Annotated in this window: 13 protein-coding genes; 7 read left to right on the top strand and 6 right to left on the bottom strand. The window is 53.0% G+C overall.

The annotated features are described in order from the left end of the window. A complete protein-coding gene (gene budA, locus SH527x_RS20035; protein WP_437192465.1) occupies positions 1-891 on the top strand; it encodes an acetolactate decarboxylase in 891 nt (296 codons plus the stop codon). Positions 892-906: 15 nt separating this feature from the next. Here budA and SH527x_RS20030 read toward each other — a convergent pair whose 3' ends face one another. Further along, positions 907-1,338 (bottom strand): thiol-disulfide oxidoreductase DCC family protein, encoded by a 432-nt coding sequence (locus tag SH527x_RS20030; RefSeq protein ID WP_437192464.1) that lies wholly within the window; start codon positions 1,336-1,338, stop codon positions 907-909. 308 nt (positions 1,339-1,646) lie between these two features. Here SH527x_RS20030 and SH527x_RS20025 point away from each other — a divergent pair, with 308 nt between their 5' ends. After that, entirely contained in the window at positions 1,647-2,693 is a 1,047-nt protein-coding gene (locus SH527x_RS20025) for a vWA domain-containing protein (RefSeq protein ID WP_437192463.1), read from the top strand. 132 nt (positions 2,694-2,825) lie between these two features. On the opposite strand, the gene prfB is transcribed toward SH527x_RS20025, so the two are convergent. After that, positions 2,826-3,939 (bottom strand): peptide chain release factor 2 gene (gene prfB / locus SH527x_RS20020; protein ID WP_437192462.1). Its coding sequence is split into 2 segments (ribosomal slippage): positions 2,826-3,869 and positions 3,871-3,939, totalling 1,113 coding nucleotides; the frame shifts between segments, so codons are not numbered across the junction. A gap of 268 nt (positions 3,940-4,207) precedes the next feature. After that, positions 4,208-6,847 carry a zinc-dependent metalloprotease gene (locus SH527x_RS20015; RefSeq protein ID WP_437192461.1) on the bottom strand — a complete coding sequence of 880 codons (2,640 nt, stop codon included), beginning with the start codon at positions 6,845-6,847 and terminating at the stop codon, positions 4,208-4,210. A 924-nt stretch (positions 6,848-7,771) separates the two neighbouring features. Here SH527x_RS20015 and SH527x_RS20010 point away from each other — a divergent pair. The 4 genes from SH527x_RS20010 to SH527x_RS19995 all read left to right on the top strand — a co-directional run bounded on the left by SH527x_RS20010 (position 7,772) and on the right by SH527x_RS19995 (position 13,816). After that, positions 7,772-9,349, top strand: a complete 1,578-nt coding sequence (locus SH527x_RS20010) for an Hsp70 family protein (protein WP_437192460.1) — start codon at positions 7,772-7,774, stop codon at positions 9,347-9,349. Between the two features lie 175 nt (positions 9,350-9,524). After that, positions 9,525-10,595: a hypothetical protein gene (locus tag SH527x_RS20005; RefSeq protein ID WP_437192459.1), complete on the top strand. Its 1,071-nt coding sequence runs from the start codon at positions 9,525-9,527 to the stop codon at positions 10,593-10,595. A 159-nt stretch (positions 10,596-10,754) separates the two neighbouring features. Then, entirely contained in the window at positions 10,755-12,449 is a 1,695-nt protein-coding gene (locus SH527x_RS20000; protein WP_437192458.1) for an ATP-binding protein, read from the top strand. Between the two features lie 221 nt (positions 12,450-12,670). Next, a complete protein-coding gene (locus tag SH527x_RS19995) occupies positions 12,671-13,816 on the top strand; it encodes a 3-keto-disaccharide hydrolase (RefSeq protein WP_437192457.1) in 1,146 nt (381 codons plus the stop codon). Between the two features lie 158 nt (positions 13,817-13,974). Here the strand turns inward: SH527x_RS19995 and SH527x_RS19990 are convergent, their stop codons facing one another. The 3 genes from SH527x_RS19990 to SH527x_RS19980 all read right to left on the bottom strand — a co-directional run bounded on the left by SH527x_RS19990 (position 13,975) and on the right by SH527x_RS19980 (position 15,392). After that, positions 13,975-14,286, bottom strand: coding sequence for a DUF167 domain-containing protein (locus tag SH527x_RS19990; RefSeq protein ID WP_437192456.1), 312 nt, complete (start codon positions 14,284-14,286; stop codon positions 13,975-13,977). Further along, positions 14,283-15,005 (bottom strand): YggS family pyridoxal phosphate-dependent enzyme, encoded by a 723-nt coding sequence (locus SH527x_RS19985; RefSeq protein WP_437192455.1) that lies wholly within the window; start codon positions 15,003-15,005, stop codon positions 14,283-14,285. The genes SH527x_RS19990 and SH527x_RS19985 overlap by 4 nt, the downstream gene beginning before the upstream one ends. A gap of 171 nt (positions 15,006-15,176) precedes the next feature. Then, positions 15,177-15,392 carry a hypothetical protein gene (locus tag SH527x_RS19980; protein WP_437192454.1) on the bottom strand — a complete coding sequence of 72 codons (216 nt, stop codon included), beginning with the start codon at positions 15,390-15,392 and terminating at the stop codon, positions 15,177-15,179. Positions 15,393-16,080: 688 nt separating this feature from the next. On the opposite strand from SH527x_RS19980, the gene SH527x_RS19975 reads away from it, so the two are divergent. Next, positions 16,081-18,006, top strand: coding sequence for a DNA gyrase/topoisomerase IV subunit B (locus tag SH527x_RS19975; RefSeq protein ID WP_437192453.1), 1,926 nt, complete (start codon positions 16,081-16,083; stop codon positions 18,004-18,006). Positions 18,007-18,084: the final 78 nt, after the last annotated feature.

Genomic DNA, 18,084 nt, shown 5'->3' with positions numbered 1-18,084 from the left:
ATGAATTTGACGGACACATCACACACTGCAACTCTCCCCTTTTCGCGAACCGTCTACCACGGTTTGATGGCCTGCTGCCTGACAATGTGCTTGCCACAACTCGCGCTCGCACAACTTGCTCCTGCCGCTGCTGTGACTTCCGTTCCTCCAGCTGCGGATCAGATCACACAAGTCTCGGTTATCAATGCGTTGCTGCTCGGGCAATATCAGGGAACGACCCCGCTTGGTGAGGTCCTTAAAGCAGGGAACTTCGGCGTCGGAACCTTCGATCATCTGGATGGTGAGTTGATCATTCTTGATGGAGTGGCCTATCAGGCGAAGTCCGATGGCACTGTCCACCGCTGCCCACCAACCATGACGACCCCCTTCGCTGTTGCCACTCCGTTTGAAGGGGAAACCACGTTTGATTGCCAGGCAGTCAGTAGCCTTGAGGAACTGGAGACGGTGCTGAATGCTCGTCTTCCATCGCAGGACGTCTTTGTCGCTGTCAAAGTCGAAGCAACCTTCAAGTCCGTTTCGCTACGAGCCGTCCCAAGACAAGAGCCTCCCTTCCTGCCATTGGCGGAAGTCGTGAAAACACAGTCTCAATGGACGCGAGAAAATATTGAAGGAACATTCATCGGGATTCGCTGTCCGAAATGGGTCACCGGTATCGGCATCCCCGGATATCACTGGCACTTTCTGAGCAAAGATCAGCGTAGCGGCGGGCACATCTTTGACTGCAAATTCGAATCAGGCACGGTTGCCTATGATCGCTGCCGGACCTGGGTGATCAAATTGGGAAATGCTCTCGAATCTCAACAGCACGACTTGAGCCAGGACCTCAGTAAAGAACTTGAGCAGGTCGAACGTCAACGAGGCACACCGGGCGTCGCCAAACCTGCGAAATAGATGCAGGCGACTGCGTTACGGAAGAAACCGATCCTGTTCGCCGGGACGAGGCATTCGACATGCTTCCAGTTTTCCGAATAATCGGTAGCGAGTCTGAGCAACGGCATGATACCCGAGATCCCGAATGGGACTTGGGATCGCCCACAATGCCCAGCCAGCGACACCGCACAGCCCCCCCAGATCACACAGAATCTGGACAACTCCCGCAGATTTGCGGTAGTTCACTCCATGCGCCGTCACGACGATCGAATCCGCATTCTCGGTCCACGCTTTCGGCAGATTCTCTCTGGCCGTCTCTCCCTGCAACGGGGCAAATTTCAGTTTCTCCCGCTGATCGAGATCGAGCAGCGTGTTCACTACGCCATTACAAAGGCCGCAAACGCCATCGTAGTAGACAATTGTCTGCGGCGTCCGATCAGAATCAATTTTCACAGGCACTTTTGCCATAGGCCACCATCGAATTCCCGGTCGTAATTCTATTCAATAAGCCAGACCGCAAATGCAATATCCCTGGAAATCAGGACTCATTGCTGGAAATCTGGTAAAATTGGAGAATCTGAAACAACATTCACCATTTCTCCGCAAACACCGTTTTCTCTTTTGTCTCGGCAACTTACGTCAGTTACGGTAAATCAAGGCGAGAGAAGAATCGGATTCTGTCGATTCAGATAATAGCGAAATTCAAGCGCACTCATCTCAATTTCCAATTCACGTCCTCACCGGACGACGCGTGACGATGCCGTGAGCCGCAGAACATGACTGTCTCTGAGCTTGTCAATGACACTGAAAGTATGGACACCCTTCCATCAGGGACGGTTCCCTATTCGTCTCTCATAGTGTCGTCAGCCCTTCACTTGCTCGGACTTTGCGTCTTTGCAGCGTTCGCTGTTCCCACATTCAACCGGCCGATCGATGACGGCATCGTGATTGCGAATCAGGAAGTCGACACCACGCTTCCGAGTGAACTGGGAGAAGAAGCTCACTTCCATCTCAGTGCGGGAGGCAGCACAGGGGCAGAAGAGGTTCAAACTCAAGAGGATCTCTTCAATTCGGTCCTTGCTGTTCAGGACTCGAATGTTGTCGCAATCAACGACAGCACTGCCGACATCTTCATGATTCCGGACACATCGCTCTCGGAATGCTCATTGAGCCAAAAAGTCGCCCTGTCGAACCGAGCCGGAAGGTTCAATGGAATCGGTTCCGGGTCAGGGATTGGCACAGGTACTGGAGACGGCACAGGTGGAGGTGTCGGAAGGCGTCAATTTTTTGCCCTTGAGAGTAAAGGCAAGAACATCGTCTTCGTGGTTGATGCCTCAAAGAGCATGAACCTGCCCCACCCTGGTCCAGCGAAAACACGGTTCAACCGCGTTAAGCAGGAACTCGTCAAAACCATCACACAGATGACCGAGGACGAGCAGTTCTTCATCATCTATTTTGGAGACGATGCACTCCCGATGCCTGCTCCGGCACTCGTCGCTGCCGATGAAGTCGCTCGAACAAACTACCTCAGGTGGATGGTTCAGGTTCCAGCTGAAGGCCAATACACCAGACCACTCAACGGCCTGCTCATGGCACTGGCTCTTGAACCTGACGTGATTTACTTTCTGACAGATGGTGTCTTTGAATCCGCAGTCATTCGTCAGGTGTCTGGTGTGAACCGCAATCGAATTCCGATTCACACCATCGGATTCGATCTTCCCCAGAAGAATGCGAATCTCAAAGAGAAAAAGGGAAATCAGCAGTTGGAAGAACTCGCCAAGTTGAACAATGGGACCTATATGACGATTCCGTTCGAAGAATAGAGTCCGATCGCGCAACCTCAGTACTTCCCACCTGCCACGCGCGAACCAGAAACGACACGAGGCCGCAGGCAAATGCTTGCGGCCTCATTCGTATTTGAAAGTTCCACTTGTCGGAACAAAATGGTCACATTCTTATTTGGCAATACTCCAGCGCAGATACGCCTCGATAAACGGCTCCAGCGCCCCATCAAGAACTTCGAGCGGGTTGCTTTGTCGCAAATCCGTTCGATCGTCTTTCACGAACTGCTGCGGCTGGAGGACATAGTGACGAATCGTCTGACCACCGAACCCGATCTTTGACTTCTCACCGCGTCGGGCCGCGTTGGCCGATTCTTCACGTTCCTGCTGAATCTGATACAGCTTCGCCACCAGCATCTTACGAGCCAACGCCCGATTCTGATGCTGGCTGCGTTCGTTCTGACACTGCACCACAACCCCTGACGGCAAGTGAGTCAACCTGATGGCAGAACTGGTTTTGTTGACCTTCTGCCCCCCTGCTCCCCCGGCGCGGAACACGTCTTCGCGAATCACTTTCCCGTTTTCCCAGTCAACGTCGATCACTTCGGCGTCTCCCAGATCGGGAGTGACGTCGACGGCCGCAAATGCGGTATGCCGACGCCCGGCAGAATCGAATGGGCTGATTCGAATCAATCGATGATTTCCGGTTTCCCCTTTCAGGTATCCGAACGCATAATCTCCCTGAAAATGCAGAGTGACATTGCGAATCCCGGCCTCTTCCCCTTCGGATTTGTCGATTTCCTCGACCTTGTATCCGTTGTTCTCGCTCCAGCGCAGGTACATCCGCATCAGCATTTCTGCAAAGTCAGCGGAATCCGTCCCCCCTTCGCCAGCCTGAATGGTCATGTAAGCATTCCCGGCATCTTCCGGGTTCTTCATGCTTGCCTGCAATTCAGCAGCTTCAACCTTCTGCGACAGTGTTTCCAGAGCGCCCCGCAATTCCTCAGCGGTTTCCGGAGTCTCTTCTTCTTCAGCAAACTCCATCAACACAGCCACATCCTCTAACCCGGATATCAGCTCGTCGAGAGGCTTCAGAATCGCTTTCATTCGGCGGAGTTCGCTAATCAAGACCTGAGCTTTCTCCTGGTTGTCCCAGAAGTTGGCCGCTCCCATCAGCTCATCAATTTCCTTGACGCGTTGCTGTCTGACGTCGTAGTCAAAGAGAGTCCTTTAACTGAAGAGTGCGCTCGGTCAACGCTTGTGTCAATTCGCGAATTTCACTGTCCATGACTACTTTCCCACTACGATGGCACAATCAATGATTCGAGCAGTCTTGCTCTGGCTGAATCCAGAATATCATACGAACAAGCCATCCGTCTGTCACTCTGCATGCCGTTCAGACGCGATCCATCGTCCCGCAGAACTCGTCGCGAATTTCTTCGCAGAGAATCATCACAGCAAAACAAAAACTCCGCGTGATGACGGGCATCACACGGAGTTCTCATTCAAATCACAAAGTTGTTTCAGGCAAACGTCACTCAAGAGCCCGAAGCAGTCTAGTTGACATTGGGAACAACTAGCTCGGCTTTCAGGATTGAATCGATTCGGGCAATACTGTCGGCAAGGTGAGCCTTGGTGTACTTGTCGAGAATCACCCCTTGTCGCTCAGACAGCTTCTTTGCTGATTCGTGCAGTTCCTGCAAATGAACTCGCAACAGGTTCTTCGCATCACTTGGAACAGTTCCTCCTTGAGTCAGAAGAGTTCCGATCCGGCGAATTGCCTGACGTTGCAGATTACGACGGAAGCTCGAAATCAACGGGTCACGGTCTTCGTACTTTTCCTTTGCAGGATCGACTTTCCACTCGCTGAAGATCCCATCCACAATCAACTGCAAATGTTCCACCAGCGTGTAAGCATCTTCCCCTGCCGGTGCCTTGAACTCGTTGTCCTGAATACGGCTCAGGCGAAGCGAACTCAACAGGTTACCGAGAATGATGTCCTGACGAAGGAGAATGTCATCGTGAATCGCGATGTCCTGACGAATCGGCTCTGAAGTTCCCCAGTGACTCCAGCGGGATGCTGCCAGGAAGTTCAGTTCTTTCCCGTTGACGGCAGGCGGAGCAAACGCTGAATCGTTGATCAGCTTCATGGCTTCACGCTGTTTCTCCGGCGAGACGGTCACAAATGGAGCGCGAGCATCTTCTGGCTTTTCAGGCTTATGATCCCGGCTCAATTCCACTCCGCCTGGATAGCGAACAGCAATGTTCGCCGCGTTCCAGTATTCATGAAACAGCAGGTTGAACGCCTGGCGAGCCCGCTGATACCCGTCACCGGTTTTGACGGTACGATCAATGATCTTTGGCATCGCGTCCGTTGCCATCTTCATCTGACGACGGGAATAAGCGATCGGGTCACTGCCAAGGTCAAATCGTGCTGAAAGCGGATCCGGGTCGAATGAACGCGTATCTTCGTCCGTAGTGTATGCCAGCGCTGGCTCATTTGAACGAGACGCAATTTTCTTCAGCTCGGCTGCCTCATTCGAGGTGATTGGCTTATACCCGTATTCGATTGCCCAGTAGTCGTATGGTCCAATGGTCTGTGTGTAATACAAACCTTGCTTGGTGCGGTCTTCCGCAATATTTGGCGGAGCGTAGTCCATGACGCTCGCCACGATCCCTTCTTTCTTACCGGCTTCGTTATCGCCGATCTGTTCGAGGCTCTTCCATGCGCTGGCTTTGAAATTGTGCCGCAGACCAAGCGTATGCCCGACTTCGTGCATTACGACTTCTTTCAGGCCTTCGTGAATAAACTCTTTAGGAAGGTGCCCTTCTGCCGCGACCCCGCTCGCAACCAGCATCGCTGCAGCAACACCATTCAAACGCTGCTTTTCCGCACAGAATGAACATCCTGTTGCGTGTCGATTGGTAAACGGCAGACTGCCAGGGTGACTATGATCGTGATTGTGGAAGAGGTTATTGACGGAAGTCTTCTCCCCTTCTTTTTCCGGTTCCGGACCACGATAGACTTCCCAGCGAGTACTCCAGCTTTTCAGGAACGAAGAATCAAAGATGATGTCTGCGTCGAGAATTTCCCCTGTGCGCGGATCGACACGAGATGGTCCCATTGCGAAACCAGCGTCGGCGGTCATCCAGCGAAATGTGTTGTATTTCACATTCTCAGGGTCAAAGTTCGGGTCACCAGTTGGCTGTTGATCGACCTTGATTGCCCCGGAGAAACCCAGCTTTTCAAACGCTTTATTCCATTCCAGAATCCCTGCTTCAACCGTCGGACGCAGGGCGACAGGAACGGTGTCTTCAATAAAGAAGCGGATCGGCTCACGTGGTGGAGAGAGTTCGATGGAAGGGTCGAGCTTTTGAAGATTCCAGCGATTGGCGTAACGGACAAAGTGGTCCGGATCTGTCTGATCGGAGAAATCCTTGATCGCCGTGATGAAATAACCGACACGGTCGTCTGCAACACGCGGCTTATAGCCGTTGGCTCCAACCGGCGGCAGGACGCTGATGCTATAGTGCACTCCAACCTGAACACCACGAGGATTTGGAACCGTATCAAGTGAGGTGCTACCGGAGTACACCGCGTTGATCTGCATCTCGATGTTGTTCTCGAACGTTTTCATCTTGGTAATCGTCGAGCGATCCTGAACAAACCGGAATGACGGCCCGATTGCCGCTCCGATTTTCAGCTCGTCATTCATGAAAACGCTGGTCAAATCGACCAAAAATCCACCGGTCGGGGAAGTGGTCAGAATTGGTAGCGAGTACAGAATACTGTCGCTGTAGGCGAGGTCGACTGCGGCTGCTTCCGGAGTATTGGCTTTCGCACGGAAACGAACATTCCGCTGATAGATGAAGAGCTTTTCCTCAGACTTCCGGAAGAACCAGATCGCGTCTTCCTCGAAGTTCCAGGACATCCCGCCCAGCACAATTCCCTGGCTGATGCCGCGGGCGATCGACGGAATAATGATGTATTCCCGTCGCAAAATGGTGTCGTTCATTTCTGCCAGAACCTGCTGGTCGCTGTAATACAGCGTCCACATTCCGGTCATTTTTTTCTTCTTCTCAATGAGCTGTTCAAACCGGGATTTCGGCTTCGCAGCAGGATCCTGGGCAAGAGCAGGGATCGAGATCAGCAGGCCCAGGCAAAGCAGGAACCCGCGTAGCAGCACACGACTCATTGAGGCGATCTCCGGAATTGATTTTCACAACAGGAGCATCTTACCAAAACTCCCTGATCAACAAAGCTTACCCACACCTAGAGGAAACCCGGCCTCCACTTGTTGCAGCAAAGTGAAATTCAGCCCCTTTCGTAACGAATAGTCCGAGGGCTCCAACATGATGAGAAACAACAACATCCAACGATTTTACTTTGGCCTAAAACATTGCCAGAACAAAGGTGGTCAATCGAGAAAAGCAACCAAATCCGCACAATCGTATTTTCCGTAATTGCAGAAAATATCTCCCAATTCGCCCGAATCCCCGGGTCTCGGTTGCCTCAAAGAACTCCGACACCGAGACATTCAGTCGAACCTGACGACCGGCGCCAGAGACCAACGATCCCGAGCAAAACCAGAAACCAACCCTCACAATCGCCATCGCAGGACTGAATTCACTTCCGGCGACAGGTTCCACGGCTTCCCCCTCACCGAAGAACCGCCACAACCCCAATCAACCTGATCAAAACGGAAAACATGTCGCCCGGTCCTCCGGGAGATCACGGAGAGGCATCCAGTCCGAAAATCAGCATGCTGTTGACGGGACACTTCAGGGCAATCTCCACTAACAGTGCGGAGTTCCTGCCTGTAGTCCCTTGAATCAGGGGATTGCCACCGTCAAAATACAAGTCTAGACATATCCATGATTCCGCACTGCCTTCACTTCTTCAGAATTTCCGAAGTAGGGCTTCAAATTGGTCGTGACAGGTTGCAAACGTATCGACGGTACAGTTCACTCGTACCATCAGACCTTGCGTCCCTTTCAAACCAAGGTGGTCTCACCACAAACGACGGCGATGCAGCGCCAGCGGGTTCTGCAAATCATATCCACACACTGACAATCCCGTAGGACGCAGTCCGTCGTGTTATTCACCACGCGAGGAGATTATGCAGATTCTCGAAGGTCAAACAGTCGGCGTCGATCTGGGCACAACCTATTCAGCACTTGCTCAGTTGAATGCCCAGGGTGACCCTATTTCGCTGCCAAACGCAGATGGCAAAACAATCACCCCTTCCGTGGTCATTCTCGGGGAAGACAAGAAAATCATTGTCGGGCCGACGTTCGAAAGAATGTCGATCGAAGATCCGTCAAATATCGTCGAAGCAGTCAAGCGCCAGATGGGGAACAAGGACTTTGTCATTGTTCACCGTGGAGAGAAATATACTCCCGAGTTGATCTCGGCTCTCATTCTGAAGAAGCTGAAACAGGACGCCGAAAAAGTGATCGGGCCGATCGCCAACGCGGTCATCACTGTCCCGTATTACTTCAACGACGTCCGACGTAAAGCCACTCAGGACGCAGGTCGCATTGCCAAGCTGAATGTGATCGACATCATTAACGAGCCGACTGCTGCAACGCTGGCCTATGCCTGGCAGAAGAAGCAACTCGGCCGCCCGGACCTGTTCCAGGGCGAAAAGACGATCATGGTCTACGACCTCGGAGGTGGAACCTTCGACGTTACGATCGTGCGATATAACGCGACCAACTTCCGCGTGCTGGCAACAGACGGGGATGTGATGCTCGGAGGGCTCGACTGGAGCCGTCGGGTCGTCGACTACATCGCCGAGCAGTTCCATCGCAAACATGGTCTGGACCCACGCGAATGTCCAGAAACCATGATGGTTCTGACTCAGGAATGCGAACAGGCCAAACGAGACCTGAGTACACGCGCTCAGGTGCCGCTCAACGCCTATTATAAAGGCAAGAACCTGACGCTCGCACTGAGCCGCGGGGACTTCGAGCGTCTCACCGCAGACTTGATGCAGCGTACACAAGACACCACCGAACTGGTGATGGCACAGGCTGGCGTTGCAAAAGGCGAACTCGACGAAGTGGTTCTGGTCGGCGGATCGACCTATATGCCAGTTGTCGAAACCATGCTTCGCGATGTCACAGGCAAAGTTCCTTCTCGAGATGTTGTGCCAGAAGAAGCTGTTGCTCAGGGAGCAGCTATTCACGCAGCGATCCTCGAGGCCCGGGCAACCGGAGGAAACAGTCGCCTGGGACAGGCAGTTCAGGCTCGATTGCGATCCGTCATTGCAACCGATGTGAACTCCCACTCACTCGGTGTGAAGATCTCTGATCCAAACAATCGAAGCCGTAAGATCAATCACATCATGATCCCGAAGAACACTGCGATTCCTTTCGAGGTCTCACAGAAGTTCGTCACCAACGCTCCGAACCAGCAACGGATTCACATCAACGTGCTGGAAGGGGATGCGATTGATCCTGATGCCTGCACCGTGATCGGTGACTTCCGTATTCTGAGCCTGCCACCCAATCTGCCGGCGGGTTCTCCAGTGGAAGTCACATATCGATACGACAAGAACGGCCGAATTGCGGCCAGTGCCCGCGAACTGACTTCAATGCAGGAAGCCAAAACCGAAATCGTCCGTGATTCCGGTCTGACTGACGAGAACGTCACGGCATTCGAAGCTCTTGCTTCCGAATACTCTGTCGAATAGTGCACGTTCGGTTCTTCCAGGAATGATCCCGGAATTTGGCGCACGACATGCAGTTGGAACCAGAATCAGCAGCGAATTTCAGCTGCTGATTCTTTCCCCTGTCCTGAGGCCAGTCACCACGGGCTCATTGTGACCGATTTAACGATGATGCCCCAACACGGAAGCGGTGTGACCTATGGATTTCTACAAGGAATGGCTTGGCATCCCTGAAGGGCCTCGCCCTCCGAATCATTATGAACTGCTCCGAGTGAAGCAGTTTGAAGACGATGCCGAAAAAATTCGGGCACACTACAAGAAGCTCAACGGTCACGTCCGTAAATACGCCACTGGCCAATACTCGGTGCAGTCTCAGGAACTGCTGAACGAGATGGCTAAAGCGATGCTCTGTCTTACAGACTCAGAGCGTAAGCGTGAATATGACGAGTCGCTGGGACGCGAATTCCCAGCTGAAGTCGACGAGCATGGTCGGCAGCCACTGTTGGATATTCTGTGTCGGGAAAACAAGATTTCTCGCGACCAGAAACGTGAAGCAGAAGACTTCGCGGATCGCCGAGGGCTCTCCTATCGCGATGCTGTTGTCCAGATGAAACTGGTCGAGCCCCCTGTCGCCGCCCGGGCACTCGCTCAACAGTTAGGTTACTCCTACGTCGACCTGGAAGACATGATTCCGGAAGACGATGTGCTTGACCTCGTCCCACGTATTCTCGTCAAACAGCATTCCTTCATTCCGCTCTTCGAGGATGATGGCCGCCTGCTGGTCGCATGTATTGATCAGCCAGAGCATGAACTGGAAGACGAACTGCGTCTGCGGTACGACATGCCAATCCGCCCGATTATTGCGACACCACGCGCGATCAATCAGGCCATTTCCCAGTACTACGCACCGGGAATGCGAGACGACGCGAAAGTCAAAGTTGCTGCACCAACAACAGCAACAAAAGGGAAAGCCGCCAAGCCGGGTGCGAAGAAATCCTCCGCAGAAATCAAACAGACCGGAGCCCGGAAAAATGCCGCTTCCAGTGTTCCATTCGCCCAGCTTCCTCCTGAAGTTCAGAAGGAACGTAAGCAGTGGGGCATGATGTACATGTGCTGGAGCTTTATTGTCCCGATGCTCCCGCAGATCATCAAATCGATGAGCCCATTAATGGCTGCACAAATTCCAATTGGAATGGTGCCCAATCTGGTTGTCTCCGCAGTGACCACGGCAGGTGTCAGTTGGTGGGTGACCCAGAAATACTGGAAGTAATCGCACTGTCGATTTAAGAAGCGTATGATCAGACTGCATGGTCGATTCATGAAAACGATCATGCAGTCTGTCTTAACAACACGTTCCTGCAGATTGAAGCCTTGAGTTCGCGTCGCAAGTTGTTCCCCAGTCTTTCCGGTTTGATCGAGAGGTTCTTTCGTGACGGAAGCCACACTCCTGGTCATTCAAGGTCCTGAACAGGGACGTCGATACGAACTTGCCCCCGCTGGAACCCACGTCGGCCGCGGAGGTCAAAACGAGATCCGTATTCTTGATACGGAAGTTTCGCGACGACACGCTCATCTTGCGTTGGAAAACGGCGAATGGGTGTTAACGGACCTCAAAAGTTCGAACGGAACTTACGTCAACGGTGAAGCCGTAAATCGGCTGGTCCTCCAAACAGGAGACCAGATTCAGATTGGCCGAACGATCCTGCTCTACACCGGCGAGTCTCAGGTCAAGGAATCCTCACTCGGCGAGCGAATCAATCTGGTTGCACGATCCGCCGATGATGGACAGTCGCGCATCGTCAGTCAGGCACGCCATCCGGAACATTCTGCGTTCACGTCATGGGCGCAGATGGGAACCAATCTGCAGCTTCTCTATCGCATCACTGAAGAAGTTGTCAGACCATCTGCCTCGCTGGACGAGATGCTCCAACGGGTGCTTGACCTGACGCTCGAAGCGATTGGAGCCGATCGTGGCTGCATGCTGGTCACGAACTCCAAGTCTGATCGCATTGAACCGAGAGTGGTCTCGCATCGTGGAACGGCGAATGTCGACGAACGCATGCCCATCTCGACCAGCATCGTTGAATACGTCATCACCAACGGCCAAGGAGTCCGGACGTCAGACGCTCAACGCGACAGCCGTTTTGATTCTGGGCAAAGCATTGTGCAGTCCGGAATTCGTGAAGCAATGTGCGTCCCGATGCGAGGACGATATGAGTTGATGGGCGTGATCTACGTCGACACCACCAGTTCCGGGAACAGCATCTTCAGGAACTCCCCCAACGGCCGGTTCAATGATCAACTGCTGAGCCTGTTGCTGGCAATCGGTCGGCAATCCGCACTGGCGATTGAGAATCAACGCTATCAAGACGCCCTCGTCACTTCAGAGCGACTCGCTGGGGTGGGACAAACCGTGGCCATCATGAGTCACCACATTAAGAATATCCTGCAGGGAATTCGCGGGGGCGGGTACCTGATCGATACTGGATTGAAGCAGAAGAACGAAGACCTGATCGCCAAAGGTTGGGGAGTTGTCGAACGAAATCAGGATCGCATTTACAATCTGGTCATGGACCTGTTGACGTTCAGTAAAGAGCGTGAACCCAAACCGGAAATGGCGTCGATCGAGGACGTGCTGTCCGACTTGATCGAACTGATGCAACCGCGTTTGAATCAGTCGAACATCGAAATCTCACTGCAGGTTGCCCCTGAGGTCCCGCTTGCTCTGTTTGACGCGGAAGGTCTGCATCGCGCGATCCTGAACATCTTCACGAATGCGATTGAAGCTCTGGAAGGCATGCCATCCCCAACGATTTCAATCCGTGCTGGCTTCACAAAAACACGCGAACAAATGTGGGTCGAAATCGAAGACAATGGCCCCGGCATCGATGAAGAAGAGGTGCCGCGATTGTTCTCACTCTTCGAATCAACAAAAGGATTCAAAGGAACCGGACTGGGCCTTGCCGTCAGCCAGAAGATCCTTCAGGAGCACGGGGGAAGCATTCAGGTCCGCACCAAAGAAAACGTAGGAACCTGCTTCCGGCTCGAATGGCCTTTCCAGAGCGAAGAGGCCGATTTGTACGAAGAAAACCGCAACGATTTAGACCGCACACAGCAGTTTTGACCTCAACGTCCCGGGTTTTTCGCGGACCGATGCCACTTCATTGACGTCCCTGCAATGGTCAGAGTCCGATTAGGTCAGTCGCACGGTTTACTGCAATTGCATCGAATTGGAATCCAATGATGCCAGCAGCTTTCCATTGCGATGAGACAGTCAAACCGTTCTGATAGTGTGCTCAACACTTTCCTCAATTTGACGACAGGAAATCACTGGAAATGCGATCAATGATTTTCAATTCGGCCAGCGTCTTCCTGACGATGACATTGGGGATTCAAGGACTGCAATCTCCTGCAGCCTATGCCGCAGAAAAAAAGCCGCGACCGCCAGCCTATCTCACACCTGAAGACGCCGGACTGGATTACAAACTGCAGGGCGAATATCGAGGCTGGCAGCGCCCACTCGGTTCTGCACGATCCAGCCAATCGATCGGCCTGCAGGTGATCGCGAATGGAGAGGATCAGTTTACTGCGACAAAGTATTACGGCGGGCTACCCGGCTCTGGATGGATTCGCGGGGAGCGTTTCAACTACACCGGCCGCAAATACGGAGATCTGGTTCGTCTTCAGAGCAAAGACTACCAGATTGAAGTCGATGGCGAATCGGCTTTGATCTATACCCCAAACGGGATGCTGATTGGAGAATTGAAGAAGGTCGAACGAGTCAGCCCGACAATGGGAGCCGTTCCTCCCCCTGGGGCCATTGTTCTCTTCGATGGCACTGAAAACAGCGGCTTTACCAAGCCCAACATCACTCCCGAAGGTCTGCTGCGTGAGGGAACTCAGACAGCCGAACCATTTGGCGATTTCCGTTTACACGCGGAATTCATGCTGCCATTCAAACCACTGGGACGCGGACAGGATCGCGGCAACAGTGGCTTCTACCTGCAGGGGCGATACGAAGTTCAGGTTCTTGACTCCTTCGGACTGGAAGGCATCGAGAACGAATGCGGCTCGCTCTATCGCACACGCCGCCCGGACGTGAACATGGCTCTGCCTCCACTGTCCTGGCAGACATACGACATCGATTTCCGTCCCGCCAAGTTTGATGCTGCCGGTAAGAAGATCTCTGACATGAAGATCACCATCTGGCACAATGGTGTGCTGATTCATAATCAGGCCGCCATTCCCAACAAGACCGGCGGTGGAACGGTGGAAGGCCCGGAGCCACTTCCAACTAAACTGCAGGACCACCAGAATCCGGTCCTGTACCGCAACATCTGGATCATCCCGACAGATGGAAACACTGCGAACGATTCAAGCTGGGTGAAGCTGCCGACACAGTCGCCTCCAATCCCGGTTCGAACATTTGCTCCAGGCGGAATCGTGAATGTCAGCCCAGGCGGTCTGGTGATGCTCACCTCGCCGCAATAATTCCATTCCCGCAATCTCATGATCATGATAAAAGAGACCGTTTTATGCGGTCTCTTTTTTGATCCCTCATTGGAAGAGTGCGGCTTCTCAGGCTCGCAGGAACCTGCCTTTCCGCGATTTAAAGGCTGCTGCGCTGCCAAATGAGAGACCGAACCGGTCTAGAGGTGCCGGGAAAGAAGCTCAATCAATTCGGATGCGGTTCGCCCCTGCACGCGAATGGATTTCTTTGAGTTCGTCTCGCCACTGACAACAGCGATCTGCGACTTGGCAACTCCCAGAACACCTGCCAGAAGTTTGACAATCTCCTGGTTGGCTTTCCCCTTCTCTGCCACCTGAGTCACTGCGACTTTCAAGCGTTTGTCATGAACGCCGGTGATGGCATTACGACGAGAACCCGGCTGAGCCTGCACTGCGATGATGACGCCATCATCGACCAGCCGCATTTCAATACCCTCCGCAGGGGACGTCATACCAGTTCCTCGCATCCGTCGAAGATGGCACTTCCAACTCGGATCAGAGTCGCCCCTTCTTCAATGGCAATTTCGAAGTCCCCACTCATGCCCATTGAGAGATGTGGAAGCGGGACAGCCTCGGTCGTAAGTCGATCACGAAGTTCACGTAACCCCTGAAATGACGCTCGAACGATGCTTTCGTCCTCTGTCAGCGGAGCCATTGTCATCAGTCCGACGATGCGCACAGCAGAACCGGTGCTCCAACGTTCCAGGCTGGCTTGTACGTCGTCGGGATGAAAGCCCCCTTTCGACTCCTCGCCGGAAACATTGACTTGCAACAGGACTTCCGGCCGGATGCCCAATTCAACCGCGATTTGCTCGACGCGTTCGAGCAATCGCACTGAGTCAATCGAATGGATCAGACACGTGTCAGGCAGCACACTTCGAACTTTATTGCGTTGAAGTTGCCCGATGAGATGCCAGTGAGGATTCGCTGTCGGTCGATCACGAGTGACCTGTTCCGCCCGATCAATCAGTTGCTGTGGGCGGTTTTCGCCAAGTGCCTGATGCCCCAGATCCAACAGTGCGAGCACAGCCGGCCAAGGAGCATACTTGGTAACAGCAATCAGGCTGATTTCTTCGACCGATCGGTGGCCTCGTGAAGCAGACGCACCGATCCGGTCATGAACCGACTTCAGGTTATCCGAGAGACGCAGATGCAACGGAGTCTGTGACATGAGATCCGATCGACGGAGCACACTCCGACATTCCAGATAAGTAAAACAATTGCCAACCGTCACAACGTGGTCTCAAGAGAGACCACTGTCAGACTGGCATCATTTTGACCAGGAACGCTTCAGATCGCAAACTCAGACGCGTTGCAACGTCATCTCAGCAGAAGCAATGAACTATGCGCCCGGGCGGACCCGAGTGTATTCCGTCAGCACTTCGTAAAGGTCTTCCGGAATCTGGACGCCGTCATCTGAAAAATCACGCAACCAGGTCTTATGCCTGCGGGTGGCGTCATCCAGAATCTGCATCAGTTCGCCGAACGGGATCGTCATCGTCGGAGGCAACGTTGCAGTTGACTCGTCACCATTAAAAATTCGTAGTCTTGGTCGCATAGTGAATCATCCTTGATTCTCAAAGCAACGTGGATGGACAAACTCGCAATTGAGACTGCCGATGCCCATCACGCATTGGCACAACGTTCAGTTGAGACATTCATCCAAGCTGGCGAATGTCACATGCATGACCGGATCAAGTGACAGAGTTGAAACTGTTTCCTGAACCGGATTGCCCTGCGTGATATGTTTTATCGGCAGGTTTGTACGTGTCGCTTGAATGCTGACAATCGGACTTGCTGGTTCTTGTCGGAATTTCAGGACTTTTCGGTACTTCCCAATATTGTTTCAAGTTAGAACCAATCGCGTGAACGAAAAGTCGATACGCACCATTCTCAACTGAACACCTACCCTGCTATTCCCAGTGGAAAATTGGAGGAAGCGGCTTCCAGCTCCTTCGAAATCACCAATATTGTTTGACGAGACCAGTTTGGGCTACGATGCTCCAAATCAGTGACGGTCAATCACGGTGGCATCAATTGATGTAACGGTATTGCCCTCACCGAGAGAAAAGGTGTTGATCCGCTGGCAGCCGGATCGACATCAGATCCTGCCTGCGAGAATCTGCCCTATCGTTGCAGGGCCCTCACGAGGCGTCAGTTCGACAAGTTCGTTCCCGCCCAGAAGACGAACGTGTCGACGAGATCTCATTGAATTTTATTGACGTTGTAATGTGACAAGGATGGGTATGGCAGTCGCCGGTAAGAATGAATCAAGTTACGTCGCCGATGACATCGAAGTGCTGGAAGGTCTGGAGCACGTTCGTAAACGGCCATCCATGTATATTGGTGGAGTGGACTCGCGTGGGTTGCACCACCTGATCTGGGAAATCGTCGACAACTCGGTCGACGAATATCTCGCTGGTCACTGTGATGAGATCACGGTCACATTGCACAAAGATTTGTGCTCCATCACCGTCGAAGACAACGGGCGCGGAATCCCAGTCGACATTCACAAGAAGACTGGCAAGTCGGCTCTGGAAGTGATTCTCTCGACGCTCTATGCTGGGGGAAAATTCTCGGAGAAGAACTACCTGCGCAGCGGTGGTCTGCACGGGATCGGTTCTTCTGCCGTGAATGCTCTGTCTGAAACACTGATCGCAACAGTCTGGCGTGACGGCTTTGAATGGCGACAGCGTTTCAAACGTGGACGCGCGACAACCAAAGTCGAAAAGGTCCGACCGTTTCGCGGACACGGCACAGCGATCTTTTTCAAACCAGACGATGAGATCTTTCGTCGCGTGCAGTTCAATGCGGAAACGATTCGCCAGCACCTCGAAGACATTTCTTATGTCCACGGGGGCCTGAAGATCACGTTCATCGATGAAGGTAAAAACGAGAAAGTTCTGCTGCATCATGCCGCCGGGATCGCAGACTTCCTCACCAAGATCATTCAGGATGACAAACGAAAGTGCATCCACGAGCAAGCCTTCTCCGTCGATAAAGACGAAGGGAAGATCCGTGTTGAAACCGTTCTGCGATGGACAGAGTCCACTGATGAAAACATCCGCAGCTATGTGAACGGGATTCGCACACGTGGCGGCGGAACTCACGAATCCGGGTTTCGCGCCGGGATCGCCAAAGCGATCAAGAACTTCATGGATGTCCATGACATCAAGACCAAGGGACTGACAATCACCCCCGACGATATCCGCGAAGGATTGGTCGGAATCATTTCAGTCTTCCACAACGACCCGATGTTTCAGGGCCAGACAAAAGATCGTCTGAACAATCCTGAAATGGCGTCCATGGTCGACAGCATGGTTCGCATCGCTCTGGAGGCATGGCTCAATAACAATCGGACTGCCGCGGACGCCGTGATTGGGCGGATCATTCTCGCTGCACGAGCACGCGAAGCAAGTCGGGAAGCCGTCAAGGAAGTCAAACGCAAAGCAGCCGGAACCCGTCGCAGCAACCTGCCAGGCAAGCTCCTTGATTGCCGATCAGAGAAACCTGAAGAGTGCGAACTCTTCATCGTAGAAGGTCAGTCGGCCGGTGGAACTGCCGCGAGTGGTCGTGACTCACGTATTCAGGCGGTCCTTCCACTCAAAGGAAAGATCCTGAACACAGAATCACTGGCACTGGGCAAAATTCTGCAGAATCAGGAAGTCAAAGATCTCGTCGAAACACTGGGGACCGGAATCGGAACCCACTTTGATGCTCACAAATTGCGTTACCACCGCGTCATTCTGCTGATGGATGCAGATAGCGACGGATACCACATCAGCACATTACTGCTGACCTTCTTCTTCCGGCACATGCGGGAGTTGATTCAGCAGGGACGTGTCTATCTGGCTCAACCTCCTCTGTACAAGATCGAAATTGGAAAAGAACGGTATTACGCCAGAGACGACGCCGCAAAAGAAGAGATTCTGGCCGGGATTCCAGCCAACCGCACATTTGATGTGCAGCGGTTCAAAGGTCTCGGTGAGATGAACGCAAGCCAGTTGAAGGAAACGACACTTCATCCTGAAAAGCGAGTCCTGTTACGGGTCGACATCGAAAGTGCCGTCGAAGCAGACGCCATCTTTGCCCAACTGATGGGAAAAGATGCTTCCGAACGCTATCGCATCATCATGGATGAGGCTGCCGAAGTGGACGATATCGACGTCTGACGCGTCCTCGTCGTGTGGCCTGAACGCAGCGACGCATTTCGAGAATCATTTAGTCAGAATCAAGCACTCACTCGGATG

This window comes from Planctomicrobium limosum, assembly GCF_051465645.1.
Classification (GTDB): domain Bacteria; phylum Planctomycetota; class Planctomycetia; order Planctomycetales; family Planctomycetaceae; genus Planctomicrobium.
Note: the sequence above shows the minus strand (reverse complement) of the source record. Positions and strands in the feature narration are given on the sequence as shown.